This is a genomic window from Geomonas edaphica (genome assembly GCF_004917075.1).
GTDB lineage: Bacteria > Desulfobacterota > Desulfuromonadia > Geobacterales > Geobacteraceae > Geomonas > Geomonas edaphica.
In genome coordinates this window covers 157984-184350 of record NZ_SSYB01000004.1, presented here as the reverse complement: position 1 = coordinate 184350, position 26367 = coordinate 157984, and the positions used below count along the sequence as shown (strand labels likewise).

General features: G+C 62.8%; 28 protein-coding genes. 21 read left to right on the top strand and 7 right to left on the bottom strand.

The annotated features are described in order from the left end of the window. Positions 1–3: 3 nt before the first annotated feature. The 20 genes from E8K79_RS11640 (at position 4) to mobA (ending at position 20234) form a co-directional block, all read left to right on the top strand. A complete protein-coding gene (locus tag E8K79_RS11640) occupies positions 4–1692 on the top strand; it encodes a tetratricopeptide repeat protein (RefSeq protein ID WP_136514890.1) in 1689 nt (562 codons plus the stop codon). Further along, positions 1650–2141 carry a hypothetical protein gene (locus E8K79_RS11635; RefSeq protein ID WP_246043812.1) on the top strand — a complete coding sequence of 164 codons (492 nt, stop codon included), beginning with the start codon at positions 1650–1652 and terminating at the stop codon, positions 2139–2141. The genes E8K79_RS11640 and E8K79_RS11635 overlap by 43 nt, the downstream gene beginning before the upstream one ends. Then, positions 2138–5350, top strand: a complete 3213-nt coding sequence (locus tag E8K79_RS11630) for a tetratricopeptide repeat protein (protein WP_136514889.1) — start codon at positions 2138–2140, stop codon at positions 5348–5350. Before E8K79_RS11635 ends, E8K79_RS11630 begins: the two co-directional genes overlap by 4 nt. Continuing rightward, positions 5347–6096, top strand: a complete 750-nt coding sequence (locus E8K79_RS11625) for a tetratricopeptide repeat protein (RefSeq protein WP_136514887.1) — start codon at positions 5347–5349, stop codon at positions 6094–6096. The genes E8K79_RS11630 and E8K79_RS11625 overlap by 4 nt, the downstream gene beginning before the upstream one ends. A gap of 2 nt (positions 6097–6098) precedes the next feature. Beyond that, positions 6099–6620, top strand: coding sequence for a hypothetical protein (locus tag E8K79_RS11620; protein WP_246043811.1), 522 nt, complete (start codon positions 6099–6101; stop codon positions 6618–6620). A gap of 63 nt (positions 6621–6683) precedes the next feature. Then, positions 6684–7319, top strand: a complete 636-nt coding sequence (locus E8K79_RS11615) for a MotA/TolQ/ExbB proton channel family protein (RefSeq protein ID WP_136514886.1) — start codon at positions 6684–6686, stop codon at positions 7317–7319. Between the two features lie 35 nt (positions 7320–7354). Then, entirely contained in the window at positions 7355–7855 is a 501-nt protein-coding gene (locus E8K79_RS11610) for an ExbD/TolR family protein (RefSeq protein ID WP_136514885.1), read from the top strand. After that, positions 7852–8346: an ExbD/TolR family protein gene (locus E8K79_RS11605; RefSeq protein ID WP_136514884.1), complete on the top strand. Its 495-nt coding sequence runs from the start codon at positions 7852–7854 to the stop codon at positions 8344–8346. The genes E8K79_RS11610 and E8K79_RS11605 overlap by 4 nt, the downstream gene beginning before the upstream one ends. Before the next feature lie 10 nt (positions 8347–8356). Next, the gene (locus E8K79_RS11600) at positions 8357–9832 is read left to right on the top strand and encodes an AgmX/PglI C-terminal domain-containing protein (protein ID WP_246043810.1); all 1476 of its coding nucleotides are present in this window, start codon (positions 8357–8359) and stop codon (positions 9830–9832) included. 187 nt (positions 9833–10019) lie between these two features. Then, positions 10020–10310, top strand: a complete 291-nt coding sequence (locus E8K79_RS11595; RefSeq protein WP_135869382.1) for a hypothetical protein — start codon at positions 10020–10022, stop codon at positions 10308–10310. Beyond that, positions 10307–10570, top strand: a complete 264-nt coding sequence (locus E8K79_RS11590) for a hypothetical protein (RefSeq protein WP_135869383.1) — start codon at positions 10307–10309, stop codon at positions 10568–10570. Before E8K79_RS11595 ends, E8K79_RS11590 begins: the two co-directional genes overlap by 4 nt. A 241-nt stretch (positions 10571–10811) precedes the next feature. Then, entirely contained in the window at positions 10812–11411 is a 600-nt protein-coding gene (locus E8K79_RS11585; protein WP_136515540.1) for a porin family protein, read from the top strand. 94 nt (positions 11412–11505) lie between these two features. Beyond that, a complete protein-coding gene (locus E8K79_RS11580) occupies positions 11506–12015 on the top strand; it encodes a hypothetical protein (protein ID WP_136514881.1) in 510 nt (169 codons plus the stop codon). Positions 12016–12069: 54 nt separating this feature from the next. Further along, positions 12070–12252, top strand: a complete 183-nt coding sequence (locus tag E8K79_RS11575) for a hypothetical protein (RefSeq protein WP_136524614.1) — start codon at positions 12070–12072, stop codon at positions 12250–12252. Between the two features lie 345 nt (positions 12253–12597). Further along, positions 12598–13419, top strand: coding sequence for a mechanosensitive ion channel family protein (locus tag E8K79_RS11570; RefSeq protein WP_136514879.1), 822 nt, complete (start codon positions 12598–12600; stop codon positions 13417–13419). 236 nt (positions 13420–13655) lie between these two features. Next, on the top strand, positions 13656–16901 hold the full coding sequence (gene fdnG / locus E8K79_RS11565) for a formate dehydrogenase-N subunit alpha (protein WP_136514878.1): 3246 nt from the start codon (positions 13656–13658) through the stop codon (positions 16899–16901). Then, on the top strand, positions 16901–17722 hold the full coding sequence (locus E8K79_RS11560) for a 4Fe-4S dicluster domain-containing protein (protein ID WP_136514877.1): 822 nt from the start codon (positions 16901–16903) through the stop codon (positions 17720–17722). Before fdnG ends, E8K79_RS11560 begins: the two co-directional genes overlap by 1 nt. After that, a complete protein-coding gene (nrfD, locus tag E8K79_RS11555; protein ID WP_135869391.1) occupies positions 17712–18614 on the top strand; it encodes an NrfD/PsrC family molybdoenzyme membrane anchor subunit in 903 nt (300 codons plus the stop codon). Before E8K79_RS11560 ends, nrfD begins: the two co-directional genes overlap by 11 nt. A gap of 13 nt (positions 18615–18627) precedes the next feature. Continuing rightward, positions 18628–19575: a formate dehydrogenase accessory protein FdhE gene (locus E8K79_RS21500; protein ID WP_136514876.1), complete on the top strand. Its 948-nt coding sequence runs from the start codon at positions 18628–18630 to the stop codon at positions 19573–19575. Then, positions 19572–20234: a molybdenum cofactor guanylyltransferase gene (gene mobA, locus E8K79_RS11545; protein WP_246043808.1), complete on the top strand. Its 663-nt coding sequence runs from the start codon at positions 19572–19574 to the stop codon at positions 20232–20234. The genes E8K79_RS21500 and mobA overlap by 4 nt, the downstream gene beginning before the upstream one ends. A gap of 281 nt (positions 20235–20515) precedes the next feature. Here mobA and E8K79_RS11540 read toward each other — a convergent pair whose 3' ends face one another. The 5 genes from E8K79_RS11540 to E8K79_RS11520 form a co-directional block, all read right to left on the bottom strand. Next, a complete protein-coding gene (locus E8K79_RS11540; RefSeq protein WP_135869393.1) occupies positions 20516–20653 on the bottom strand; it encodes an entericidin A/B family lipoprotein in 138 nt (45 codons plus the stop codon). A gap of 172 nt (positions 20654–20825) precedes the next feature. Further along, entirely contained in the window at positions 20826–21041 is a 216-nt protein-coding gene (locus E8K79_RS11535) for a hypothetical protein (RefSeq protein WP_136514873.1), read from the bottom strand. Between the two features lie 102 nt (positions 21042–21143). Continuing rightward, entirely contained in the window at positions 21144–21947 is an 804-nt protein-coding gene (locus E8K79_RS11530) for an amino acid kinase family protein (RefSeq protein ID WP_135869395.1), read from the bottom strand. Between the two features lie 131 nt (positions 21948–22078). Beyond that, complete coding sequence (locus tag E8K79_RS11525; protein ID WP_136514872.1) at positions 22079–22822, bottom strand: hypothetical protein; 744 nt, start codon at positions 22820–22822, stop codon at positions 22079–22081. Between the two features lie 615 nt (positions 22823–23437). After that, the gene (locus tag E8K79_RS11520) at positions 23438–24160 is read right to left on the bottom strand and encodes a fibronectin type III domain-containing protein (protein WP_246043807.1); all 723 of its coding nucleotides are present in this window, start codon (positions 24158–24160) and stop codon (positions 23438–23440) included. Between the two features lie 190 nt (positions 24161–24350). Between E8K79_RS11520 and rsgA the strand changes: the two genes are divergently transcribed. Next, positions 24351–25406, top strand: a complete 1056-nt coding sequence (gene rsgA / locus E8K79_RS11515; RefSeq protein WP_198419815.1) for a ribosome small subunit-dependent GTPase A — start codon at positions 24351–24353, stop codon at positions 25404–25406. 119 nt (positions 25407–25525) lie between these two features. On the opposite strand, the gene E8K79_RS11510 is transcribed toward rsgA, so the two are convergent. After that, positions 25526–25774 (bottom strand): hypothetical protein, encoded by a 249-nt coding sequence (locus E8K79_RS11510; protein ID WP_136514870.1) that lies wholly within the window; start codon positions 25772–25774, stop codon positions 25526–25528. A 19-nt stretch (positions 25775–25793) separates the two neighbouring features. Next, positions 25794–26252: a hypothetical protein gene (locus E8K79_RS11505; RefSeq protein ID WP_136514869.1), complete on the bottom strand. Its 459-nt coding sequence runs from the start codon at positions 26250–26252 to the stop codon at positions 25794–25796. Between the last annotated feature and the right edge of the window lie 115 nt (positions 26253–26367).

Below are 26367 nucleotides of genomic sequence, written 5' to 3'. Positions count from 1 at the left end.
GCCATGTTAAGGCCCCTTCTCATACTGCTCTGCCTGTTGATGGCGACGCAGGCCCCGGCCGCCGAGAGATCCGGCGGGGGCGGTCCCGCAGCCTCTTCCCCGACGGACGTCTACTTCGGCGAGGCGCTCTACCACGCCTACCAGGGGGAGTGGTTCGAGGCGGTGGCGCGGCTCGACACGGAGCTCGGCCAGCACCGTCGACTCGACGAGCCCGTACTCGACCCGCTCTACCCGTACGTGGGTCAGGCTGAGTTCAACGTCGGCGACTTCGAACTCGGTTACCGCATGCACCTGCGCGCCGGGCGCTCCATCAAGGCGGTGATCGACGGGAAGGTCGACGAGCCGCAGCGCAACGCCGCGATCTACCGGCTCGCGCGGCTTTACTTCCGCAAGGACCAGCCCCAGGAGGCCCTGAAGGCCCTGGAGCGCATCAGCGGGAAGCTCCCCGGGACGCTCAGCGTCGACGTCGAGTTCCTGCGTGCGCAGCTCCTCATGACCCTCGGCCGCTTCGAGGAGGCCTCGGCCGTGCTGAAGGAGATCCGGGACGAGAAGGGTGTGGAAGGATTCGCCGGCTACAACCTGGGGGTGTCGCTCATGCAGCAGGGCAAAGTGCAGGACGGACGCGCATACCTGGAGCGCACCGGGCAGATGCCGGGAACCGCCGCCGAGATCATGGCCATCAGGGACAAGGCGAACCTCGTTCTGGGGTACCGGCTTCTGGACGACAACGCGGCAGACCAGGCGAAGCTCGCCCTCGACCGTGTGCGCCTCGCCGGCCCCTTCTCGAACCGGGCCCTGCTCGGTTCCGGCTGGGCTGACGCGAACCAGGGGAGCTTCGAACGCGCCCTCGTTCCCTGGAGCATCCTCGCCGGACGGGAGGTGACCGACCCCGCGGTGCAGGAGGCGATGCTCGCGCTCCCCTTTGCCTACGGCAAGCTCAAGGCCTACGGCAAAGCCGCACTCTTGTACGGCAGCGCCCTGGAGTCCTTCGGCAAGGAGATTGAGAAGCTTTCCGGCTCCATCGAGTCGGTGAAGGAGGGGAGGCTTCTGAAGGCGCTGGAACAAGAGGAACTGAAGCAGGACGCCGAGTGGGTGGTGAAGCTGCGCAACCTCCCCAAGGCGCCCGAGACCTACTACCTTATGGACCTGATGGCCTCGCACGACTTTCAGGAGGCGCTGAAAAACTACCTCGACCTCAGGGATCTCGCGCAGAAGCTCGCCACCTGGGAGGGGGACCTGAACGCCTTCGAGGAGATGATCGGGCTGCGTCGCGCCTACTACGAGCCGCTGCTCCCCGGGGTCGACGCCTCCTTCAAGGAGCTCGACTCCCAGATACGTCTGCGCAGCGAGCAGCGCGACCGCATCGGAAAAAGGCTTCACGCCATGCTGACCTCGCCGCGCCCCGAGCACCTCGCCACTGCGGACGAGCGCCTCGCCAAGGAGGAACTCGCGCGCCTGGAAAAACTCGTTCCCGTCGCTACCAACGTCCCCTCCCCCCCGGCGGGGGAGGGGCAGGGTGGGGGGGACGTTGCCATGGGCGAAACTGTTGGCAGCGGCGGCGGGGGGGGGGNCTGGAAAAACTCGTTCCCGTCGCTACCAACGTCCCCTCCCCCCCGGCGGGGGAGGGGCAGGGTGGGGGGGACGTTGCCATGGGCGAAACTGTTGGCAGCGGCGGCTTCACCCACCCCCTAACCCCCTCCCGTCAAGGGAGGGGGGAGACTGCTGCCGGCGAAATCGCCCGGCGCATCGCCCGCCTGAAGGGTGTCATCGCCTGGAACATCGCCACCGGCTACCACCAGCGCCTCACCGACACCTTCGACGACCTCGATCGCCTGAACGAGGAGATGCGGCGCATGAAAGAGGAATACGACTCCTTCGTCCGCACGAGACAGGCGGCGACGCAGAGCTACCAGGGTTACGACGAGGCGATCCGCGCCCGCCGCGCCGAGATCGCTGCGGCACGGGAAAAGGTGGCGGCCCTCATGCCGCGCCAGGGAAAGGTACTCGAGGCCATGGCGGTGGATGAGCTGTCGAAGCGCCGGACGCGCCTCGAAGGTTTCCAGGTCACCGCGCGCTTCGCTATCGCGGACAGCTACGACCGGGCCAACAAGGCCCAGGCACAGAAGAAGGTGGGAGAATGAAACGGACCCGATTCCTGCTCATGGCGCTTTTCGCGCTCCTCGCCGCGTGCCAGTCCGGCGGCGGCAGGGAGACCATCGCGCAGCTTAAAGACGTGAAGGTCGAGATCAAGGAAGTGCCGATCGAAGGCGGCCTCGAGAAGGCGATGGAAGGGTACCAGCACTTCCTCGACGAGACGCCGGAGTCGTCGCTCACCCCGGCCGCGATCCGTCGTCTGGCCGACTTGAAGATCGAAAAGGAATACGGCTATGTCGCCGCCACCCCCCGTGTGCCGGGGGGCGAGGCGGTGCTTCCCGCTCCGGAGCGCGCCGAGGTCGCCTCGTCTGCCGCCGCGGCTGTCCCGAGCCGCGCGCCGGGCGAGTCCGATGCCGATTTCGAGAAGAGGACCCTGAAGGCGAAAGAGGGACATGACGGAGAGGAGCGGGCCGGGGCACGCGAGGCGATCGCCCTTTACCGCAAGCTCCTGGACAAGTACCCGCACTACCAGGGTAACGACCAGGTGCTCTACCAGATGTCGCGCGCCTACGAGGAACTGGGCGAGACCGAGGAGGCGATGGCGGTCATGCAGCGCATGGTCAAGGACTACCCCGGATCGCGCTACATGAACGAGGTCCAGTTCCGCCGCGCCGAGTACTTCTTCACGCACCGCCAGTACATCGAGGCGGAAGGGGTGTACAAGGGGCTCGTCGAAGCCGGCCCTGAGACCTCCTTCTACGAGCTCGCCCTCTACAAACTCGGCTGGACCTTCTACAAGCAGGAGCTTTACGAGGAAGGTCTCGACCGCTTCATCGCACTCCTGGACCACAAGGTGGCGGCCGGGTACGACTTCGCCGCCACCGGTGACGACCTGGAGAGAAAGCGGGTGGACGACACCTTCCGGGTCATCAGCCAGAGCTTCTCCTACCTGCACGGCGCCGCCTCGGCCGTCGAGTACTTCGAGAAGAACGGCAAGCGCGGCTACGAGGACCGCGTCTACTCGAACTTGGGCGAGTTCTACTACGAGAAGCGCCGCTACAGCGACGCCGCGGCGGCCTACAACGCCTTCGTGACCCGCAACCCGTTCCACCGCGCCTCCCCGCAGTTCAGCATGCGCGTGATCGAGATCCACATCGCCGGCGGCTTCCCGACCCTCGTCATCGAGGCGAAGAAGGAGTTCGCCAGGAACTACGGGCTCAAGTCCGAGTACTGGAAGCACTTCGAACCCGCCTCCCGTCCCGAGGTGCTCGGTTTCCTGAAGACCAACTTGACCGACCTCGCCCACCACTACCACGCCCTGTACCAGGCGCCGGAGCACGTGAAGGAGAAGGAGGAGAACTTCAAGGAGGCGCTGCAGTGGTACGGCGACTTCCTGGATTCCTTCCCGAAAGAGGCGGAGTCGGCGAGCATCAACTACCAGATGGCCGACCTCCTCATGGAGAACCGCTCCTTTGCGCGGGCGGCGAAAGAGTACGAGCGGACCGCCTACGAATACCCGCGTTACGAGAAGTCCTCCGCCGCAGGCTACGCCGCCGTATTCGCCTACCGCGAACAGTTGCGCGAGGCAAAGGCGGAGGAGAAGGACCCGGTGAAGCGCGAGGCGGTTAGAAGCTCGCTCAAGTTCGCCGAGACCTTCCCTGAACACGAGAAGGCGGCGGTCGTCATGGGAGCGGCGGCCGACGACCTCTACGAGCTGAAGGATTACGAACAGGGGCTCACCGTGGCCCGCAAGCTGATCGCGACCTTCCCCGCCGCCGACAAGGAGGTGCTCAAGTCGGCCTGGATCGTGGTCGGGCACTCCTGCTACGAGTTGAAGCGCTACCCGGAGGCGGAAGCGGGATACGCGCAGGTGTTGGCCCTCATCCCGGAAGGGGACGCAAGCCGCACCGGGTTCACCGACAACCTGGCGGCCTCGATCTACAAGCAGGGGGAGGAGGCGAACGCCGCGGCCAACTACCGCGCCGCCGCCGATCACTTCCTGCGCGTCGGCCGGGTCGCCGCAGGCTCGAAGATCCGGGTGAACGCCGAGTACGACGCGAGCGTCGCGCTCATCCAGCTCAAGGCGTGGAAGGAAGCGACCGCCGTGCTTGCCTCCTTCCGCGAACTCTTCCCCGGTCACGAGCTGCAGCCCGAGGTAACGAGGAAGCTCGCCTTCGTCTACCGCGAGGACGGCCGCCTGGCCGAGGCCGCCGGCGAGTACGAGCGGGTGGAGAGCGAGTTCAAGGACGAGGATGTGAGGCGCGAAGCCCTCATGCTGGCGGCCGAGCTGCACCAGCAAAGCGGCAACAAAAAGCAGGCCCTCGCCGTGTACCGCCGCTACGTCGGTTACTTCCCCGATCCGGTGGAGGTGAACCTCGAGATGCGCGACAAGATCTGCACCTTCGTGAAGGACGAGGACCGTGCCGCCTATCTGAACGAGCTGAAGGAGATCATCGCCATCGACGCCGCCGCAGGCGACAAGCGCACCCCGCGCACCCGCTACCTCGCGGGCAAGGGGGCCCTGGTGTTCGCCGAAGGGGACTACGAGCGCTTCGCCGAGGTCAAGCTGGTGCAGCCGTTCGAGGAGAAGCTGCGCCGGAAAAAGGAGCTCATGAAGGTCGCCATGCAGTCCTTCGGCAAGCTCCCCGAGTACGAGGTGGGCGAGGTAACCGCCGCCGCCACCTTCTATCTCGCCGAAATCTACGGCGAGTTCAGCAAGTCGCTCACCGGCTCTCAGCGCCCAAGCGACCTGAACCCCCAGGAGCTGCAGGAGTACGAAATGGCCCTGGAAGAGCAGGCCTTCCCCTTCGAGGAAAAGGCGATCTCGGTGCACGAGAAGAACATGGAGCTCGTCTCCGTCGGCATCTACAACGACTGGGTCGACAAGAGCCTCGGGCGGCTCGCGAAGCTCCTCCCCGCGCGCTACGACAAGCCGGAGGCCGCAACCGACATCGTCGCCTCGATGGACAGCTTCGGCTACGAGATAGCGACCCCGGTGGCGGCGCCGCCCGCCCCGGCTCCTACCCCGGTCGTAAGCGATGCAGTGGCGCAGCCGGGCGAAGGGACCCCCGCGCCACAGGCGGAAAAGTCGGAGAAGGTAGAAGGCGCTCCGGCCGAGGCAGACGCGGCGGTCAAGGCACCTGCTCCTGAGGAGAAACCGGCGCCGGAGGCGGCACCCGCTCCGACCAAAAAGAAAACGACCAGTACCTCAAAGGGTAAAAAAGCGAAACGCCGTGCGAAAGGAGAGAAGAAATGAAGCGACAGCCTGAAACGTGTTCACGCGTAGCGAGCAACACCGGTCGGTTCGTTCTGGCCGCAGCCCTTCTGGCCCTTGCCGGTTGCGCGACGGGAGGGGGAATGAAGAACGCGGGAGCGGAGAAGCCCGTCGCTGCGGCCGCCTCCCCGGCCCCGGCCCCGGCGCCGGCGGCCGTACCGGCCGGCCCGTCGGTCACGCGCCTCTCCGGTGAGAAAACCGGCTTCATCATCAGCGAGCCCGCCCAGGTCGGCTCCGATGCGCGCCGCGATTTCGAGAAGGGGACCGCCCTGCTAAAGGATGGGGAATACCAGAAGAGCGCGGAGCTCTTCGAAAAGGTGATCGCCGCGGCCCCCTCGCTCACCGCCCCGCGCATCAACGCGGCCAAGGCGTACGCTGCCTTGAAAAAGCCCGAACTGGCCGAGCCGCATCTGAAGGCGGCGCTCAAGGCCGTTCCCGGCCATCCGGCGGTTAGCAATGAGTACGCCCTCCAGCTGCGCAAGGCGGGGCGCTTCGCCGAAGCCCGCGAGGTCTACGAAAAATCGCTCGCCCTGTTCCCCGAGTACCACCCGCTGGAGCGCAACCTTGCCATTCTCTGCGACCTGTACCTGAAGGACCTCTCCTGCGCCCAGGCCCATTACGAGGCCTACAGCAAGGCGATCCCCGAGGACAAGCAGGTGAAACTCTGGATCGCCGACCTGCAGGGGCGCACCGGTCACTTAGCGATGCACAAGGAGGCAGGGCAGTAGCCATGAAGTTCGACTACACCGACATTGCCGTTCCGGAAGAAAGAAGGGAGCGGCTTTCCATGCAGGAGGCGGGTACCCCCTCTCCGGCATGGAGGCACCACCGTTACCGGCAGATCACGTTTTGCCTGAGGCATCGCCGTCACAAGGAGGAGCGCATGTGGCCCAAACTGGTTTTCTTCATCTTTCTAGTCCTTTTTCCCGTCGCCATCGTTCTAGGGCAGGACGATAAACCGGCGGCGCCCGACGACCCGAACGCGAACGTGGCGGCTGCCAAACCCGCCGATCCGGGCGATGCCGAGCCGAAGATGGTCTCGGGGATGTCGGTACTTGGCAACAAGGAAGCGCCCATGTCCCTCTTCATCGTCCCGTGGAAGGTCTCGGAGCTCGGGGCGGAGACTAGTCTCACGAGGACCCTGAACGAGCGCCCGGCTCCGGTGGACCGGGAGGTCTTCCGGCGCGAGGTCGCCTTCTACGAGGTGAGCACCGGCAAGTCGGACGTCCCGGCGGGTTCCGGCACGCCGTAAGTGAATCAAATACCGCGATAGCGGATCAATCGACCTTAAGGTCTACAGGCAAGGAGGCAAGTGATGCACACAATCGTAAGGTTTTTCCAGATGGGTGGGTTCTTCATGTTCCCGATTCTCATGGTGCTGGCGGCTGGGCTCGCCATTTCGGTGGAGCGCTGGCTCCATCTGACCCGGGTTAAGAAGGACAACAGCCAGACCTGGGATCAACTGCAGCCGGTGCTGGCGGCGGGGGATTTCGACCGGGCGCGCGACATGGTCAACGAGGACGGCTCAACCATCGCGCAGATGCTCTCCATGGGGCTTGCGCGCCAGGGTGCGGTGAGAAGGCGTGAGGACATCGAGATCGCCATGGAGGAGAGCCTCATGGAGATCATCCCGCAGTTGGAGAAGCGCACCCCGTACCTCGCGCTTCTCTCGAACATCGCCACCCTCTTCGGACTTCTGGGCACCATCATGGGCCTCATCGCGGCCTTCACCGCGGTAGCCACCGCGAGCCCGGCCGAGAAGGCTGCGCTCCTTGCCGCGAGCATCTCCGAGGCGATGAACTGCACCGCCTTCGGCCTCATGTCCGCCATTCCGCTTCTTTTGATCCACGCCCGCCTCACCTCGACCACGGGGCAGATCGTCGGGAGCCTGGAGATGGTTTCGGTGAAGGCGCTGAACAACATCTCCACCTTCGCCAAGCGCGCGTACTGAGATCCCGAACACGAGAAAACTGACAGGAGCCGGTTATGGCAAGACGTAGAAGAAGGCAGAAGGAAGAACTGGACATGGACATCATGGAGGTCCTGAACCTCACCCCGATGATGGACGTGTTCACGGTTCTCGTCGTCTTTCTGCTCATCACCGCGGTCTTCACGAGCATCACCATCATGGAACTTAGCGTCCCGACCGGGGCGGGAGCGGCCGCCGCCGGCAAGCCGAACTTCGCCATCGAGGTGATCGTCCGCAAGGCGGGGCTCGAGATCGCCAATGGCAAGTCGGTGGAGGCCGTCATCCCGAAAAAGGGGGACAAGTACGATCTTGAGAAGCTCTCCGAGGTGATGCGAGGCATCAAGGCCCAGTACCCGGACAAGGAGGACGCCACCGTCCTCATGGAGCCAAAGGTCGAATACGACTACCTGGTCCAGGTGATGGACGTGGTGCGCAGCGCCGTGGTCAAGACGCCGGGGAGCACGCTGGGGGCGAGGGTGACCCTCTTCCCGAAGATATCGATAGGAGACGCACCATGAGACAGAGCAGGCGCATGAAGCGGCTGGAGCGCAACAACCATCGCCGTCAGGCATATCTGAACCTCATACCGATGCTGGACGTACTTTCGGTCCTGGTGTTCTTCCTCCTTTTCCACTCGTTCAACGGCGACATGCCCGAACAGCGCCTCACCCTCCCGAACTCCGTCGTTGAGACGAAGCCGAGGGGGACCGTGGTGGTTTCGGTCACCCCGGAGGCGATCGTGGTGCAGGGGCAGCCGGTGGCGAGGACCGCCGAGCTCTACGACGACCAGGTAGCCACGGTGCGCGAAGTGACGGACCGGCTGAACGAGATCCAGAGCCGGATCGCCGCAAGCGGAGGGACGGTCGCGGAGAGCGAGTCGAGGGAGGTCACCCTGCTCGCGGACAAGAACATACCGTTCAAGGTGCTTAAAAAAATAATGACGAGCTGCACGGCTTCCGGCTACGGCAGGATCTCTCTCGCCGTCATCCAGAAGGCCTCGCATGCCTAGCGGGTGCACTGTGAATACATCGTTACTGGAACAGGAGCTGGCGCCGCTTAACGCCAGGGTCAAAGAGGTCAAGACGGCCATCAACGACCTCGATATGCAGATGAGCGTGGCGCAGTCGGAGCTCGACATGTTCTCCACGGACCAGCTCCGCTTCGATGCCTTGAGGGACGCGTGCAACGCCCTCGACCGGCTCGCCCAGCTCGAGGTCGGCGGTCTCTTCTGGGAGGTAATGCCCGAGGTCGGCGACCCGGAGGCGCGCCTTACGAAGATCAGGGAGAGCGTCGACAGGTTCGACGAGGAGATCCGCGGGTCCCTCGAGAAAAGGGCGGGGCTCAAGGCGCAGCTAGACCGGCGCCACGATGATCTTGAGTCGCTCTACGAAGCGATCCACGACGCGCATGCGCGTGAAGAGCGGCGCGAGGAGGAATTCCTCGTCGAGCGGGAACTTTGCGTGCCGGAGCACGTCCCGGTGATGCCTTGGAGCAACGAGCCCGAGGTGGAGCGACGCTACCGCCGCACCATGTCCACCGCCATGCTCCTGAGTCTTCTGCTTTTCATCATCACCAGGCTGGTGACCCTCCCGCCGCCGGTGCATCCGGTCATTGCCGAGGTGCCGGATAGGCTTGCGATGATGGTGCGTAAGGAGATCCCGAAGCCGGTACCCCCGAAGAAAGCGCGGGAAGAGAAGAAAGAGGCCGAGAAGGAGCAGGCGAAGAAGGAAAACGCCGTCGAGAAGACGGAGAAAAAGCAGGCCGTGGCGCAGCAGGAGCGCGCGCAGGAACATCCGGCCCAGACGTCGTCGGAACAGGCCGCGGCACCTACGCGTTCCCGCAACACCGGGGTGCTTGCCTTCAAGGACAGCTTCAAGGACCTGATCGACGAGACGCCGGTTCCCAAACTCGGCGCCGAGGCGCGCCTCAGCAACGCGAACGCTGCCGGGCAGGCAGTCGCCAGCCGCTCGCTGGTGGCGATGCAGGGTGGCGCGGGAGGCGGCGGTTACGGTGCCGTGAGTCGCAACGTCGGTAACGGCGGCAGCGGCGGGATCGGCGGCGCCGCAGTCGGCCGTGGTGTCGGCGGCGGCAAGGAGGGTAGGCTCGGGCGAGGCAGCGCAGGCTTCTCTAAAGTGCAAAGCGGCATCGCCGGGGCGGGAGGGGCCAAAGAGGGAAGGCCGCTCAGCTCGAACGCACGCGCTTCCCGCACCGACGAGGAGATCCAGATCCTCTTCGACCGCTACAAGGCGGCGCTCTACCGCATCTACAACACCCAGTTGCGCAAGGACCCGACCCTGCGCGGCAAGATGGTGCTGAAGATCGCCATCGAGCCGAACGGCGCGGTCTCTGCCTGCTCCGTGGACTCGACCAACATCAACGCAAACGAGTTCTGCGAGCAGATCGTGGACCGGGTCCGGAAGTTCAACTTCGGCCCCAAAGACGGGGTACCGAAGACGACTATCCTGTACCCGATAGACTTCCTTCCCGCACGCTGAGAGCGTGACCGTGGGCTCTCCCCCTCCCTTGACGGGAGGGGGCAGGGGGGGGGTGAACTTGCCATGAGCGCAAAGGTGGCACCTGCCCCCACCCCCTCCCCCCTCCCGCAAGGGGAGGGGGCTTTGCGGCCACTGCGACATCCTCGCGGTGCAAGGGCCATAATAAATTTAAATGGAGGATCACCGAATGGGCGTAATCATCGACACCCTGATAATCGGCCTGGGCGAACCGACCATATTGACGAGGGCCTTTCCGGCCTGCGAGATCACGCGGCTGACGAGGGGGGATGCCATGCTCCAGCGGTACCGGGTCACCCTCAAAAGCGAGGATGAGGAGCGGTACTTCGATTTCCTCCAGGACCACTGCATCGCGATGACGTCGAACAGGTTCTATTTCAGGATGAAGAACGACCAGATTTTTGCGGAAAGGATGAAGGCGAGACTCGCCGGCGTCAGAAGCGGCGGGAGGATACGATGAAGCTTACCGATGTGCTGATCCTGGGGCCCGAAGAGCTCCGGATCGTGCGCGAAGAATACCCCGATTGCAAGGTGGATCGGCTCAGCAACTCGGACACCTTGATCCAGCAGTACCGGATTACCTTGGAGTTGGAAGAGGAGAACACCTATTACAACTTCCTGTTGGAGAACTGCATGGCGATGTCTTCGCACAACTTCTACTACAGAGTGAAAGTCGACAAGATCTTTTCGGAAAGGATCAGGAAGCGAAAGCTCGTCTGAGCCACGAGGCACAGCACGAGCCCAAGCGTTCCCCCCTTTGCGAAGGTTCTTCAGGGAATTCCGGGGAAGCACGTGTGCGTTCGTCTCGAAGCAGTGAGCATGGCATCACGTTCCCCCCTTTGCGAAGGGGGGACAGCGGGGATTTGCTTCTCGGTTGAGAACCAAAGTCCCCCCGCACCTACGCGGCCTTTGAAGCCGCGAATTACCGAAACAACTAAGGAGGAAAGAAAAACAGATGAAAATGAAGCAGATCATAGTTGGCGGAGTCCTCACAGCGGCCATAGCGCTCGCATCGGGCACCGCCATGGCGGAAAGCATCAAGGGACGGGTAGGCGTCACCGGCAGGGTCGGTTTCCAGATTCCCGCGGACAACGAAGCCGAATTCGGCTGGGGGAACAACAAGACCGACACCGGTTTCGTGGGCGGTGCCGGGCTCATCTACGGCATCGACAACAACTGGGCGATGGAGTTCGACGTCACCCACTCAAGCTTCGACTCTGACACCGGCGATTTCAACGTCACCGACATCTCGCTGGGCGCACAGTACCGCTTCAGGGTTCCGGAAAGCCGCAAGGCTGTCCCCTACATCGGCGCCGGTCTGGACATCCTCGTAGCAGACTACGATCCCTATGACGGGGCCTCCCTCGACGTCGACACCACCCTCGGCGCCCACGTGAAAGGTGGCGTCGACTACTTCGTAACCAGGAACCTGGCCCTCAACGCGGAGGCGAAGTTCGTGTTCGCCCCCGATACCGACATCACCTACCAGGGGATCCACACCGGCGATTTCGATCCCTCGAGCTTTTCCGGGACCGTCGGCGTACGTTATTTCTTCAACTGATTGAGCCGCGTCACTTGCAGCACCGATGATCTTCCGCCGGTTCCCTCTCCCGGCGGGAGATTATCCTGACCAGAAATCAAAACGGAGGCATTTTATGAAACGCATCTTGTCGATACTCGCGGTAGTGGCCCTTCTTGTTCCCGCTGCCGCCTTTGCCGGCGGACTAGACGTCTTCCTCTCCAACGTGAACGTACAGGCCCGGGCCGACATGCCCGGCTTTTCCGTCGGGTTAAGCACCCAGTTCGGCGTCCCGGTGACCCAGGTCCAGGCGGTGCTTCGGACCGTTCACGAACCCGCCGACGCTTTCATGGTCCTGCAACTCGGCCAGATGTCACACCGCCCGCCCGAGTCCGTCCTTGCCGTGTACCAGCCCAACCGGAAGAAGGGATGGGGCGCCATTGCCAAGGACCTGGGGATAAAGCCTGGTTCCGCCGAATTCCACGCCCTCAAGAACGGGGACCTGCACTTCACCGGACGTAACGCCGGTCGCGGCGGAGATCGCGGCGAGGTTGGCGGCAGCGACCACGGCAATGGCGGCGGGAAGGGACATGGCGGCGGTAACGGCCATGGCGGTGGACACGGCAAAGGGCACAACAAGTCCTGAAGCTGACGGCGGGCGGCGCTTCCCGTTCGCTAAAGGAGATGCCGGAGGATGAATATGAGCAAAGGTATCGTTGCAGTGGTGGTGTTCGGCAGCCTTGCCGGCATCTGCGGCTGTCGCAAGGAAGGGCCCGCGGAGCGAGCCGGCAGGGATGTCGACCGTGCGGTCGAGCGGGTCGGCATCGAGCTTGGAAAAGCCGGCGACCGCATGGGAGAGGTGGTCAAGAAGCTGGACCGGTGACCACGAAGTAAAGCGCCAAGGGGCGCCGCAAAAGCGGCGCCCCTTTTACGTTGTACGTCCGGTATTACGGGAGCCAGGCGTCTTTTCCCGCGAAGCGCTGCATTGGCCTTACGTTCCCCCCTTTGCGAAGGGGGGGCAGGGGGGATTTGCCTTGGTCCGACAGTTGGGGCCTGTTCCCCCGTAGCCTTGGCGAAGGGGGAAAGCTCCTCTATGACAGTATCCCTACCTGATCTATGAGTGTGGTCCGCTGGCACTATGTAAGAATAGTTGTAAAGTTTTGAAATGTCGAAACGACAGAGCCATTAACTCAACGTTGTGCAACCAGTCTTAACCGGGAGGGAAAGCATGGACAACATGGCGGAGTTCAACAAGCTCGCGGTCGCTTATGCAACGGAGTACGGAACCAAGCTCCTGGCGGTGATTCTTTTCTGGTTGGTGGGGCGCTGGCTCATCGGGCTGGTCGGCCGCATGCTGCATGGGGTGCTCGAGAGGCAGAAGGTCGATCCCACCCTCATGCGCTACATCGGCAACTTCCTCTCCGTTACCCTCAACATAATCCTCGTCGTCGCCATCCTCGGTTACTGCGGCATCCAGACCACGACCTTCGCGGCCCTCGTTGCAGGCATCGGCATAGCGATAGGCGCGGCATGGGGGGGACTCCTCTCCAACCTGGCGGCAGGGGTCTTCCTCGTGGTGCTGCACCCGTTCAAGGTGGGGGACTTCATAAGCGCAGGCGGCGTGACCGGTACGGTCAAGGAGATCGGCCTTTTCATCACCACCATCGACACCCCCGATAACGTGCTGGCCATGGTCGGCAACAGCAAGATCTTCGGTGACACCATCCAAAACTATTCCGCCAACGCCTTTCGCAGGGTCGAGCTCAAGTGCCAGTTGGCCGCCGGTGCGGACCACGTGGAGGCGATGCAACTGTTAAGGGAGAAGATTGCCGAGGTCCCCAACGTTCTTGCCGAGCCGGCCGTGCAGGTGGAGATCCTCGAGTTCGTCCCGGCAGGGCCTGTCCTCGCGGTGCGCCCATTCTGCCACAACGATCACTACTGGCAGGTCTACTTCGACGGCAACAAGGTGATACGGGAGAGCCTGGCGGAAGCCGGTTTCCCTGCGCCGATGCCGGCCCAGATGGTATTCGTGCAGAAAACCTTCCCCTGAAGCCTCTCCCCCTTCGTGTACCCGTAACCCAAGCGCCGCACCGAAAGCCCCCGGTCCCGGGGGCTTTCTTGTATGCATGAGCCTTAGGCTCCCCCTTTTGCCACCCACCTCCCTGTCACAAGATCACTATGAGTAAATTTATGACAGTGGCTGGAAAATCTCCTACGAGCTTGTACAGTTATTGGCACAGTTTAAGCCAAAAAATGCATCGCTGTAAGAGAACAGGAGGTCGCTATATGGGAATCAGCCGGCGCAAGTTCCTGAAGGTCACTTCCGGCATCGTTGGCGGCGGGGTCGCCGCGGAACTCGGCATCTTGAACGTGGACACGGCCGCTGCCGCGGCAAAAGCGGGCAAGGTGCCGATAAAAAGCGGCAGGCAGATACCCAGCATCTGTCCCTACTGCGCGGTCGGCTGCGGCCAGATCGTCACCGTGGACGATGCCGGCGTCATCGTCGACATCCAGGGCAATCCCGACTCCCCGATCAACCAGGGGACCCTATGTCCCAAAGGAGCCGCGACGCTCCAGCTCGTAAAGAACGAGCAGCGCTGGAGCACGGTGAAATACCGCGCTCCGGGGAGCGACCGCTGGGAGGAGAAGCCTCTCGACTGGGCGATGAGCCGGATCGCGGAGCTGACTAAGAAAACCCGCGACGCGAACTTCAACGAGTTCCAGGACATGCCCGACGGAAAGGGAGGCACCATCCGGAAGCGGGTGATGAACACCTACGCCATTGCCTCCCTGGGCGGCGCGACCATGGACAACGAGTGGAACTATCTGCACCAAAAGCTCATGCACGCGCTCGGGGTCGTCTACCTGGAAAACCAGGCCCGCATCTGACACTCCTCGACGGTCCCCGGTCTGGGGACCACGTTCGGCCGCGGCGGCTCCACCACCTTCCCGCGCGACCTGGAGCGCTCCAACGCCGTCCTCATCATGGGCTCGAACATGGCGGAGTGCCACCCCGTCGCCTTCCGCTGGCCGCTCAAGGCGAAGACTGACCATGGCGCCGTCCTCATGCACGTCGATCCCCGCTTCACCCGCACCTCGGCCGCCTGCGATGTCCACGTCCCGATCCGTGCCGGGAGCGACATCGTCTTCCTGGGCGCCATCATAAACCACGTGATCAACAGCAGGCGCTGGAACGAGGATCCCTTTTACCGCGAGTTCGTGGTGAACTACACCAACGCCGCCACCCTGGTCAACCCGGATTTCAAGGGGACCGAGGAACTGGACGGCGTCTTCTCCGGTCTCGCCCCGGACGGTAAATCCTACGCCAACGCGACCTGGTCCTATCAGCGAAACCCTGCCCCCGGCAAGGGAAAGGGGGGCTTGGGACCCTTCAGCGACCTTTTGCTGCAGCAACTCCCCGGACGCCCCAAAACGGACCCCACCATGCAGGACCCGCACTGCGTGCTGCAGATCATCAAAAGGCACTACGCACGCTACACCCCCGCGCTGGTGGAAAAGGTCTGCGGCTGCAGCGCCGAGCAGTTCACCAAGGTGGCGCAGACCATGCTGGAGAACTCCGGGCGCGAGAAGACCGCCAACATCACCTACGCCGTGGGGTGGACCCAGCACACCGTCGGGGTGCAGATCATCCGCGCGGCGGCCATGTTGCAGGCGCTTTTAGGCAACATCGGCCGACCGGGTGGCGGGGTGCTCGCCCTGCGCGGTCACGCCACCATCCAGGGCTCCACGGACATCGCCACCCTGTACCACTCGCTTCCCGCGTACCTCAACATGCCGGACGGTCGCAAGAAGCACGATTCCCTCAAGGACTTCATCCTGACCGAGGCGGGGCCGCTCGCCACGAGCTACTGGGGGAACTATCCGAAGTTCGCGGTCTCCTATTTCAAGGCCCAGTTCGGCGCCGCGGCCACCGCTGAAAACGACTACGGCTACGACTACCACCCCAAGATCACCGGCGACCATTCCCACATGCCGATGATGCTAGATATGGGTGCCGGCAAGATAAAGGGGTTCTTCGTCATGGGGCAAAACCCGGCGGTGGGGGGGCAGAACGCCCGCCTGCAGCGCAAGGCCCTGGCAAAGCTCGACTGGATGGTGGTGCGGGACTACTTCGAAACAGAGACCGCCTCCTTCTGGCGTAACTCCCCGGAGATCCTCTCCGGTGAGCTGAAGCCCGCCGACATAAAGACCGAGGTCTTCTTCCTCCCGGCCGCCGCCGTCGCCGAGATGGAGGGTTCCTTCACGAACACGCAGCGGCTGTTGCAGCAGCACGACAAGGCTGCCGATCCCCCCGGGGACGCGCGCAGCGACAGCTGGTTCACCTATCACCTGGGCAAGAGGCTCCAGGCGATGTACCGCGACTCGGCGAACCCCCTCGACTGGGGCATCAAAAATCTCGCCTGGGATTACGAACCGGAGGCGAAGGAGGTCGCCCCCTGGCGCATCAAGGACGAGCCCTCGGCCTACCGGGTGCTGAAGGAGATCAACGGCTACACGGTAGCCGACGGTAAGCCCCTCGCCACCTTCGCGAACCTGAAGGAGGACGGCACCACGGTATGCGGTGCCTGGATCTACACGGGCGTCGTCCCGGAGGAGGGGAAGAACAACGCGGCGCGCAGAAAGCCCGACGAGTGGATATCCCCCAACTGGGGCTTCGCCTGGCCGGCGAACCGGCACATCATGTACAACCGCGCCTCGGCGGACAGCCAGGGCAGGCCGTGGTCCGAGGCGAAGAAGCTCATCCTGTGGGACCCGGACGCCGACAGCGGCACCAAGGATCTTTCCGGGAACCCGGTGCGCGGCAAGTGGGTCGCCCCCTCCGGCGAGGGAATCGACTTCCAGCCTACCAAGGCTCCCGCCATGGTCGGCAAGGACGCGGCGCTCGGCTTCGACTGGCTGAGCGGCAACGACGCGTTCATCATGCGCGCCGACGGCAAGGCCTGGCTCTTCGCGCCGGCAGGGCTTGTGGACGGCCCGCTTCCCGCCCACTACGAGCCGTACGAGTCCCCGGTGGCGAACCGGGTCTACCGGCAGCAGTCAAACCCGGTGGCGAAGGTCTGGCGCACCGAAGGCAACGTCTACCACGGCGTCGCCGATCCCAAGTACCCGATCGTCGTCTCCACTTATCGGGTGACCGAACACCACCTAAGTGGCACCATGAGCCGCTGGCTCCCCTGGCTCGCCGAGCTGATGCCGGAGCTTTTCTGCGAGGTCTCCCCTGAGCTTGCCGCCGAGAAGGGAATCAGGAACGCGGGGTACGTGACCATAGTCACCGCGCGCGGCGAGATCGAGGCGCGCGCCCTGGTGACCCGGCGCATCAAGCCCTTCGTCCTCGACGGAAAGAAGGTGCACGAGATCGGCCTCCCCTGGCACTGGGGGTGGCAGGGGAACGCGAAGGGAGACGTCGTCAACGACCTGAGCGCCATGGTGGGGGATCCCAACGTCTCCATCCACGAGGGAAAGGTGTTCACCTGCGACATCAGGGCGGGCAGGAAAGGAGGGCGGAGCTGATGGCAAAGGGCATGTTCGTGGATACGACCATCTGCACCGGTTGCAAGGCGTGCCAGGTGGCCTGCAAGCAGTGGAACGGACTCTCCGCCGAGCCGGCGCACTTCGGGAAGAGGTCCGGAGTTCCCTACCCGGTGGCCGACAACTTTACCGGCGATTCCTACGACAACACCGGGACCCTGAGTGCTACCGACTGGCGCCACGTCCGCTTCATTGAGCAGATCGACGAGTCGCGCCGCGAGAAGCGCTGGCTTTTCTCGAGCGACTCCTGCAAGCACTGCAGCGACGCCGGCTGCCTCAACGCCTGCCCCACCAAGGCGATCGTACGCACCGACCTCGGCAACGTGGTGGTGCAGCAGGAAACCTGCATCGGTTGCAAGTTCTGCATCCCTTCCTGCCCATACGGGGTCATCTCATTCAGCGAGGAGACCGGGACGGCGCACAAGTGCACCCTTTGTAACGACCGCATCCACAACGGCCTCGGCACCGCATGCGCCAAGGCGTGCCCTACCGGGTCGATCCGGTTCGGTGAGCTCGCTGACCTGAAAAAGAGGGCCGACGCGCGCCTGGCCCAGTTGAAGGGGAAAGGGGAGCAGGCGCGCATCTACGGGTACGAGGAGGCGGACGGCCTCAAGGTCTTCTACCTCTTTGCGGACCGCCCGAAGGTCTACGGGCAGCCGGAAGACCCGGTGGTACCGCAGCGCCGCCTGGTGCTCTGTTCCCTGGTGACCATCCTCACCGCGATCGGCGTGGGGGCGGCCGCCCTGGTTAACTTCCGCGAAAGGCTGAACGGTAAAGACGAGGAGGAAAGCAATGAGTCCTGAGATCATTCAGCCCCCCGAATGGGCCTGGTACTACATAGCGGTCTACTTCTTCGTGGCAGGCACCTCGGCTGGGGCCTACTTCATCGGCGCCATGGAGGAGCTCTTTGGCAGCGGCGGAGAGCGCGAGGTGAGCCGCGCCGCCTGCTACATCGCGTTCCCGCTCCTCGTCCTCGTCCCCATCCCGCTCATCGCGGACCTTGGACGGCCGGAGCGCTTCTGGCACCTTTTCATCTACAACCAGGGCGGGTACCCGTACCTGAACCTCGTCTCCCCCATGTCGGTGGGGTCCTGGGTCCTGCTGATCTTCAGCGCCTGCGCCCTGCTCTCCTTTCTCGACAACCTGGTGGCGGACCGGGTGATCTCCTTCCCCCTCTTCTCCAGGTACTACAACCGCATCCCGAGGCGCCTCTACGCCGTCTTGGGCTCCCTGGCCGGTTTCTTCATCGCCGGATACACCGGAGTTCTCCTGAACGTCACTGCACGCCCCTTCTGGGCCGCCACCTCCCCCCTCATGGGGGCGCTCTTCATCGTCTCCGGCGCCTCGACCGGGGCCGCAGCCATCTCGCTCTACCTCATCTGGCGCAGGCGCAACTCCGGCGGCGAGGTGGAAAGGCTGGAGGCGTTCGACCGCGTCGTCATGGTCTCCGAGCTCGTTCTCATCGCGTTGCTCCTGGTCCTTGCCGGCCGCACCGCGCTTCCGCTGATGACGCTACCCTTCGTGGCCATGTTCTGGCTGGGGACTGTGGCGCTCGGCATCGTGGTGCCGCTGTGGTTCAAGTACCGCTCCCGCCGGCACCCCTTCGGGGACGCACCGGTGCTGGCGCATTACCTTTGTATCCTCGCTGGAGGGCTCCTTTTGAGGATCAGCCTGCTGCAGGCTGGACAGTTGTGATTACGGAGGGGGTATGACTGCGGAGCGAAACGCCGACCAAGTGCTGCGGCGGCTGGAAGAGATAGCGACGAACTCGCCCGAACTGCGGGTCACCGCCCGGCTGTACGAGGCGCTGCTTCCCGTTTGGCAGAAGGCGGAGATGGCCGGCGCCGTCGCTCCGTTTGACGGGCTCGAGTTGGGAGAGGTGCTGAAAGGTGGGACGCCGCTGCTTGCCGCCGCCGACATAGAGGTGGACTTGGACGGCGGGGCGGCAGTGCTGCTTGACATGCTGCGTGCCGTCGGGGAACTGGAAGCGCCTGCGGTGCGGCGGAGCATCTGGCGTCGTTGGGGACGGCCCGCCGAGGTGTGGAGCGAAAGCGACGCGGCGTCTCTGGCGGCGCTGCGCCGTTCTGCCCGGGAGCTGCTTGGCGGCATCGACGCGGGAGAGATCGACCCCGCTGAGTTGCTCGCACTGGCGGCGTCGGGCGATCTTGCAGGGTTCAGCGCCCGGGTCGCCCGGGTCACGGCGGACTGGGAGCTGCCATGGACCGTGGCGCACCACGCTCTGAGGCCCTTCCTGTACGAAGTGCGCAGCCGGGCTCCCCTCGAGGAGATCGGGGTGTGGCAGCGCGGCGAGTGCTACGTCTGCGGCGCTGCTGCCACCTTCGCGGAGCTGCAGGACGACGACCAGGTGAAACACCTGCGCTGCACCGAGTGCGGCGCCGACTGGCACCACCCGCGGCTGCAGTGTCATCACTGCGGCAACGAGGACCACGCGACGCTTAGGTATCTCTACGTCGACGGGAGCGACCACCGCCGCGTGGAGGTCTGCGACGTATGCCGCAGTTACCTGAAGGTGATCGCCTCCTTCACCCCGACCGCCACCGACCTGCTCGTGGTCGAGGATCTTGCCACCCTGGAACTCGACTTCCTGGCGCAGCACAAAGGGTACTGCAGGCCGTGCCGTGGGGCGGCCCTGTGAGAAGCAAGGCGCTTGTGGGGCATATCCCATTTCCCGACGTGACCGGCGTCATCCTGGCTGGCGGACTCTCCAGTCGCATGGGAAGCAACAAGGCGCTGCTGCCGTATCGCGACGGACTTCTCATCGAGATCATCTACCGTCAGCTCGCATCGCTTTTCGGCGAGATCATCATCGCGGCGAACGATCCGGCGACCTACGGCTTCGTCGGGGGACGGGTGGTCACAGACCGCTATCCCGGCGCCGGTGCTCTTGCCGGGCTCCATGCCGCCCTTGCCGGAAGCCGCACCCCGTACATATTCGCCGTCGCCTGCGACATGCCCTCCTTGAACCTCGCCCTGATCCGCGAGCAGGTCGCCCTGCGCCACCGCGCCGACGTCGTGATTCCGGAAGGAGACAAGGGGGTAGAGCCGCTGCACGCAACCTACTCGACGGCCTGTCTGCCGCACATAGAGGCCGCGCTCAAGGAGAACCACTGCCGTCTGGTCTCTTTCTTTCCCCGGGTGCAGGTGCTTCGCCTCTCTCCCGCCTGGGTTGCCGCGTTCGACCCGTGCTTCACCTGCTTTCGAAACGTCAACACCCCCGCCGAATACCATACCCTGCGCCGAACCGATCGGCCCGAACCGCCCGTGACGGGACTTTCCGTGGAAGCGATGCCATAGCTCCCACTCCCCCTACCGAAGATGAGACCAGACGCCCCTCCCCCTCTGCGCGGGTTGATCCGGGAATTAGAGGGAACGCGGAGCGCAGCCGCCCACGAAGCGCTGCATGAGCCGCGACGTTCCCCTCTTTGCGAAGGGGGAGCCTGTCCTCCGTAGCGGGCGTCCGCGAAGGGGGGACAGGGGGAATTTGCCGTTGCGTGACCACGAAAAAAGGGCAGCCCGTCAGTCGCCCGGATCTGCCCCTTTTTCCAGTTGGATACCTTTATCTGGTGCGGCTCCACTCACCGCCCCGATGAATTCTCTATCGCCCTGCCTCCGCTTTGCATGTCTTCACCGACGCCCTTCACGGTGTGACAGCCAGCCAGAGCCCACATGGATGCCATGACAACGACTACTGCGGCAGCAATTCGACGTTTCATATCGTCCTCCTTTTGCGTCGGGCTTCTTGGTTGCTACTAATCGCATTGTAGCCCATAGGCAGAAAGCCTGCAAACAGTATGAATAGACGTCGCAACATGAGCTCATGAAAAAGGAATGGGGGCTGTTGCCAGCCCCCATTCTGTTACTGCGTCGTGATCCGTTTCCGAACCGCTAGTCTTCGTCCTCTTCATCCTGGTGCTTCGGCCCGCGGGGCAACTCGACCAACTCAGCCCCCAGCGATTCCGCGATGCACTTAAGCTCGCACATGCGCATGTGCTGGCCGTACACCTTGAGATCGACGTCGGCTACCGCCACCAGTACGTGGCGCGGCTGGTGGGCTCCATCCTGCATTTTGGTCCTGTGACGGTAAAAGATCTTTCCTGCCATGAAAGGGTGCCTCCTTTCCTTTTATTCCTCCCCGGTGGAGGGGGTACGCCTTCATTATACAGTCCGATCCCGATAACTGCCAGCCACCGTGGGGTAATTCTCTTACACGCGGATCACCGTGCCGACCTTCTCCTTCCGGATCGCCATCCCGACCGTGCCGCGCTTGTGGCCGTTCACGATGCGTATCTCCTTCACGTTGGTCATGTCGCGCATAAGGTAAAGCATCTTTCTTTCCAGGACCAGGTCCTCCATGTCGAGCTTTATCAGCTCATCCACGGTGATGTCCTCAATCAGTTCGGCATCGGGGTTGATCCTCGGGTCCTCGGTGAAGAGCCCGTCCACGTTCTTCACGAGGATGCAGCTCTTTGCCCCCAACACCTCCGCCATGAGGAGGGCCCCGGTGTCGGTCCGGTGCGGAGGGATGAGCCCGGTCTCCGGCGGGTGTTCGTAAAGGCCATACGGCGGCGTGCCGTGGATTACCGGGAGTAGCTTCAGGTGGAGCATGGTGGGAAGGTCGAGGAGATCTCCCGTCTTCACCCGGCTGCCGCCCCACTTGGAGAGAAGCAGGGTGACGATCTCGGCGTTCTGCTCGCTGATCTTACCGGCCAGTTCCGCGAGCACCCCGGTAGGCATGCCGAGGTCGATGCCGATGTCGAGGATGTGGCGCACCCGCACCCCGCCGCCGGTGACCACCATGATCTGGTTTTCCCTGGAAAGCTCGCCGATCTCCTCGAGAAGCGGCAGGACCACTTGGCTTCCGTAGTCGATGATGCCGTGCCCCCCGATCTTCACTACGTTCAACTCGGGCACGAGCCGCAACGTGCCCCCCGCGTGCCTGTGTTTCAGCCCCTTGCGTACCAGGGTCTCCCCCTTCAGATGCGATTCGATTTCATGTCTGGAATTCATGCAACCTCCTCCTGGGATGGGCATAACAACATCGGTGAAGGGGACTGGCTCCGAAGGTGCCTGTCCCACTTACCACATGTACATGGCAAATAAAGGGGACAGGCATCTGCTGAGCCAGTCCCCTCGATCGTTCAGTAATCGCGCAGAAGTTTCCGGGGCAGGGTCTGCCAGGCCGGTGCTCCGCCGTCATCCGGGGCGGCGCAAACCAGCAGCACTGAGAGCCCGCCGCGCATAACCGTCTTCGGCTTGTCCCCTATCAGAACCATCTCCTCTTCACCCGGGGCGGGGCCGTCCGTGGTCTGCACCGCATCAACGTCGGGCTGGTCGAGTAGCTCGCGCACCCGCAGCCTTTGCCCGGGGAGGACGCCTTCGAGACTCCCCCGCATGCGCCCGTCGTTTCCCCACAGCCTGAGTCCCACCCCTGCCAAGGCACCGATGATGCCGTGACCGGTTCCCCCGTGCTCGGAGAGGTGCACGCCGAGCCTCCGAGCGAGGGTCAGCGCCTGCTCCTTGTCGAGGACTTCGAGCTTCGCCTTCCGTCCGAAGGCGATGAGGTCGGCCGTGGACCCGATGCGGTCCGGCACGGCGACGCAGAGCCCGGGATCGGAACCTTCGGCGCATTCCCGTTCCAGAAAGTCGCAGGCAAACTGGACGACCTGATCGAGAGACCCCTCCGGTATCTCGGCGGGAAAGCACATGGCGCTGTTGTGGGATGTGTAGGGTATGTCCGGGTGAACGAGCAACTGGTGGCGTGTGACGAAGCCGGGCGTGCCCCAGTTGTTTTGCAGGATGGCGTCCGCGATGAGAGCCGCAAGTTCTCCCGTTCCCCTGCTGTGAGCGTTGTCAGTATCGTCGATGGCTAAGAGAATGCGCATGTGAGCCTTGCCGGCGGCATGATGAGTGTGATTGACGCACAAACTATAGCATGAAAGTCTCTAAGGGAAAGCAGCGCGGTCTTCTCCGTTCCACTCCCGCCTTGGTTGTGGGCGGCGAGGGGCCGGGCGCAAGCGGGAGATCATTTTGGTGCGGCGGCTGCAGTTGGTGCGGGGCCTTGTTGTCTGGCTCCTGCCAGAAGCCGCCTGCAGCGGGGCTTTTAACGCTATTGCGGCGCGAATAGCACTATTCAGGACGAAATAACACTATTTGCTGGCAAATAACGCTATTTGCAGGAAAATAACACTATTCGTTGCAAAATAAGCTTATTTTGCGGCAAATAACACTATTCCCAGGGGAACAAGCTTATTTTTCCAGAAATAACACTATTCCGGAAGAAATAAGCTTATTCCACAGCAAACAGCACTATTTTGCCCAAAATAGCACTATTTTGAACCAAATAACGTTATTCCTTGCGGAATAGGCTTATTCGATCTGATTACCCGGACGGCATGGGCGTTGCTTTCAAATGGCAGGCATCATAAGGGGAGTGTGGTAGATCGGCAGGGGGATGTAAAGCCGAGGCGGCTGCCGGATAGGCAGCCGCCTGAGAGCGGTCAGAGAATGATGAGTGCGACTACTTCGGACCACGGGGAGACCCCCTCATTGTTCTGCAGCCTTCCCCTGAAGAAGGCCCTTTTGGCGGGTTCGAGCCCGTGAATGGAAAAGATGCAGCTATGGCCAACCTTTACGGTACTCCAGGATTCTTCACGGGATGGGTCGCCGTAACAGATCTGCACTTGGACGCTCCCTTTACCGTCCCAGGTGTTCACGTGGATTTTGACCGCCCCTGACTCTCCAGGTAAGTGTGTCACCAGGAATTTCTCGAATTGCTTAAGCGTCGCCTTAGTATTCCTAACGGGTTTCTTAGCCCTCTCCATCCCGATTGTGTCCAGGTGACTCGGATCGTTCACATGGGTGGCGAACATCACCGCATGCTGGCAGCAGAAAGTCACGGTGCGCAGTGCCCTTTCACGGGCGGCATCCCTTGCGGGTCCTTTGGTGGGGTCGTGCTTGGCAGCTATTGAAGTCACCTTGATCTCTGCAGAATGTTCCCTCAGGTCGCCTCCTCCCGGGACGCACGGGGAGCGGTTTGGATCTTGGAAGGCAATATGCCGATCCAAGAGATCAGCCATGTTGTCGAGATGCATAGCAAGATCTCCGTCACTGTAATCCTTCAGGCTCTGGATGTTGAAAACATCGCTGATGTTGGCCTCCGTGGTTGCGTGGTTGCGTGGATTCGGTGTCACCGTGACGGCAACAATTATTGGTATGAACAAATAAAAGTCAACAGACCTCCTGCATTTTTTCTTCCATCACAGCGTTCAGGCCGTTCACCCCATTTCGGCGCTACGGCTGCGCGGCTTCGGGCGGAAGCATTGGACGGTGAGGGACGGGCGTCGAGAAGCGACTTGATGACCCTTTTCAAGGATCTAAAGTGCCTGCAAGTTTATGACGAGAGGGATATTTATGGGAAACGACCCAATGGGGCCATGGACATGGTCCGAAACATACGCCGGAAGCCCTCTTCCCGACGGATGGAGCTTCGCCAGGGTCACCGCCGTGGACCGTGGTTCCTACATGATCAGAAGTCAGGCGGGGGAAGCGACTGCGGAGTTGACCGGGAAGCTTTCCTACCAGGCGGAAAGCACCGTCGACCTCCCGTGCGTCGGGGACTGGGTGGTCGTGCAGTTCTATGACGACGGTGCCTCGGCTGTGATCCACGAGGTCCTTCCACGGAAGACTTTCCTGCGGCGCAAGGCCCCCGGTGCCCGAGCCGACTTCCAGATGATCGCAGCCAACATAGATATCGCCTTTATCGTCCAGTCCTGCAGTTACGACTTCAATCCGCGTCGGCTGGACCGGTACCTAGTTATGGCAGCAGACGGCGGCGTCGAACCGGTCATCCTGCTCACGAAGGCAGACCTGGTCCCCCCTGAAGAGCTGGAGCAAAAGCTCCAGGCGATTTCCGCAGAGACCGGGACGCGGGTGCTCCCCATGAGCAACCTAACCGGCGCCGGACTGGACGAATTGCGGCAGATGCTCACTCCCGGCAAGACCTATTGCCTGCTCGGGTCATCCGGTGTCGGAAAGACTACGCTCATCAACAACCTGATGGGACGGGAGGCCTTCGACACGAAAACGGTCAGTGGTACGGGAGAAGGAAGACACACGACTACACGACGGCAGCTTATCGTCCTGGACGCAGGAGCCATGCTCATCGATACCCCCGGCATGCGCGAGCTGGGGCTTATAGGTGCCGACTACGGGGTCGCCGGAGGTTTCGCCGATGTTGGCGCCTTCTCAGCAGCTTGCCGCTTCGCGGATTGCACCCATGAGCGCGAACCGGGCTGCGCCGTCCGTGCCGCCTTAGAGCGCGGTGACCTGAGCGAAGAGCGCTATGCAAGTTACTTCAAGCTCAAGAAGGAGTCGGACTTCTACGGCATGTCTTATGAAGAGAAGCGGAAGAAGGACAAAGCCTTCGGCCGGTTCATCAAATCGGTGAAGGAGCAGTTGAAAGACTGAAGCGACAAAAAGCCGGTCCTCGGGAACAACTGCTTGAGCACCCGGGACCGGCTTTTCTATTCATGTTGCACTGTTATATCGCACGGCCGCATACACCGGATATGGTTCAGGCCGTGCCGTTAGCCTCGCCGCTGGTAACGGTGTCCGGAGTTGGGGTCTCCGAGGATGAACCCTGTCAGGGCGCCCGCTGCGCCGCCAAGAATCGCACCGACTGCGGGGCTTCCGTGCGAGAGTCCACCTAACAACGCACCGCCGCCGGCACCTATGGCGCCACCGCTTAATGTACTTTGCTGCTGGCGCGACATTCCCACACACCCAAAGCTAAATGCCACCAGCAGCACGACGGCCAGATATCTCATAGCTCTCATGCGCTGCCTCCTCGCCGGCCTACGGTCCGCCTGAACCGGCGAACGGCTGGTCGGCTATGCCCGTTTTCAGTTTAGGTCTGACTATCTGCGTCCAGATCACCCGCATGACCGGAAGATCGCGATCATCGGGATTTGCGAGATAGTAACCGTCGATGTCCTTGATGATGGTCTCCATGGGGACGCCACGGAGACCTTCAGCCAGTTTTGCAGCGAATCCCTGTCTTTTGAGCTCAGGGTGCCGCTGGTTCACGTTTTCCTCGATGGTCACCACGTGTCCGATGCCCCATACGAAAGTGATCTTAGCCTCAGGCTGAAGGGTCTGCCACGTTTCTCCGGTAAGAACCGGCATCTCCTTCAGGTCCTTGGAGAGATCCCCCGCTGGGTTCTCCTCAGCCGCAAGTGCGGGAGTCACGCCTGAAAGACTTGCGACGAGCGTTAGGACACAGAGCGAACGGATGACTGTATTGGCTATGTTCATGTCCCACCTCCATCGTAGTACTGCTGTCCCAAGCCTTCATTATACGAAAGTGCCTGTGTCAATCACTGAAATGCCACAGTTTGCAGGTGGTGCTGATTTTCTTTGTCCAGCTCCT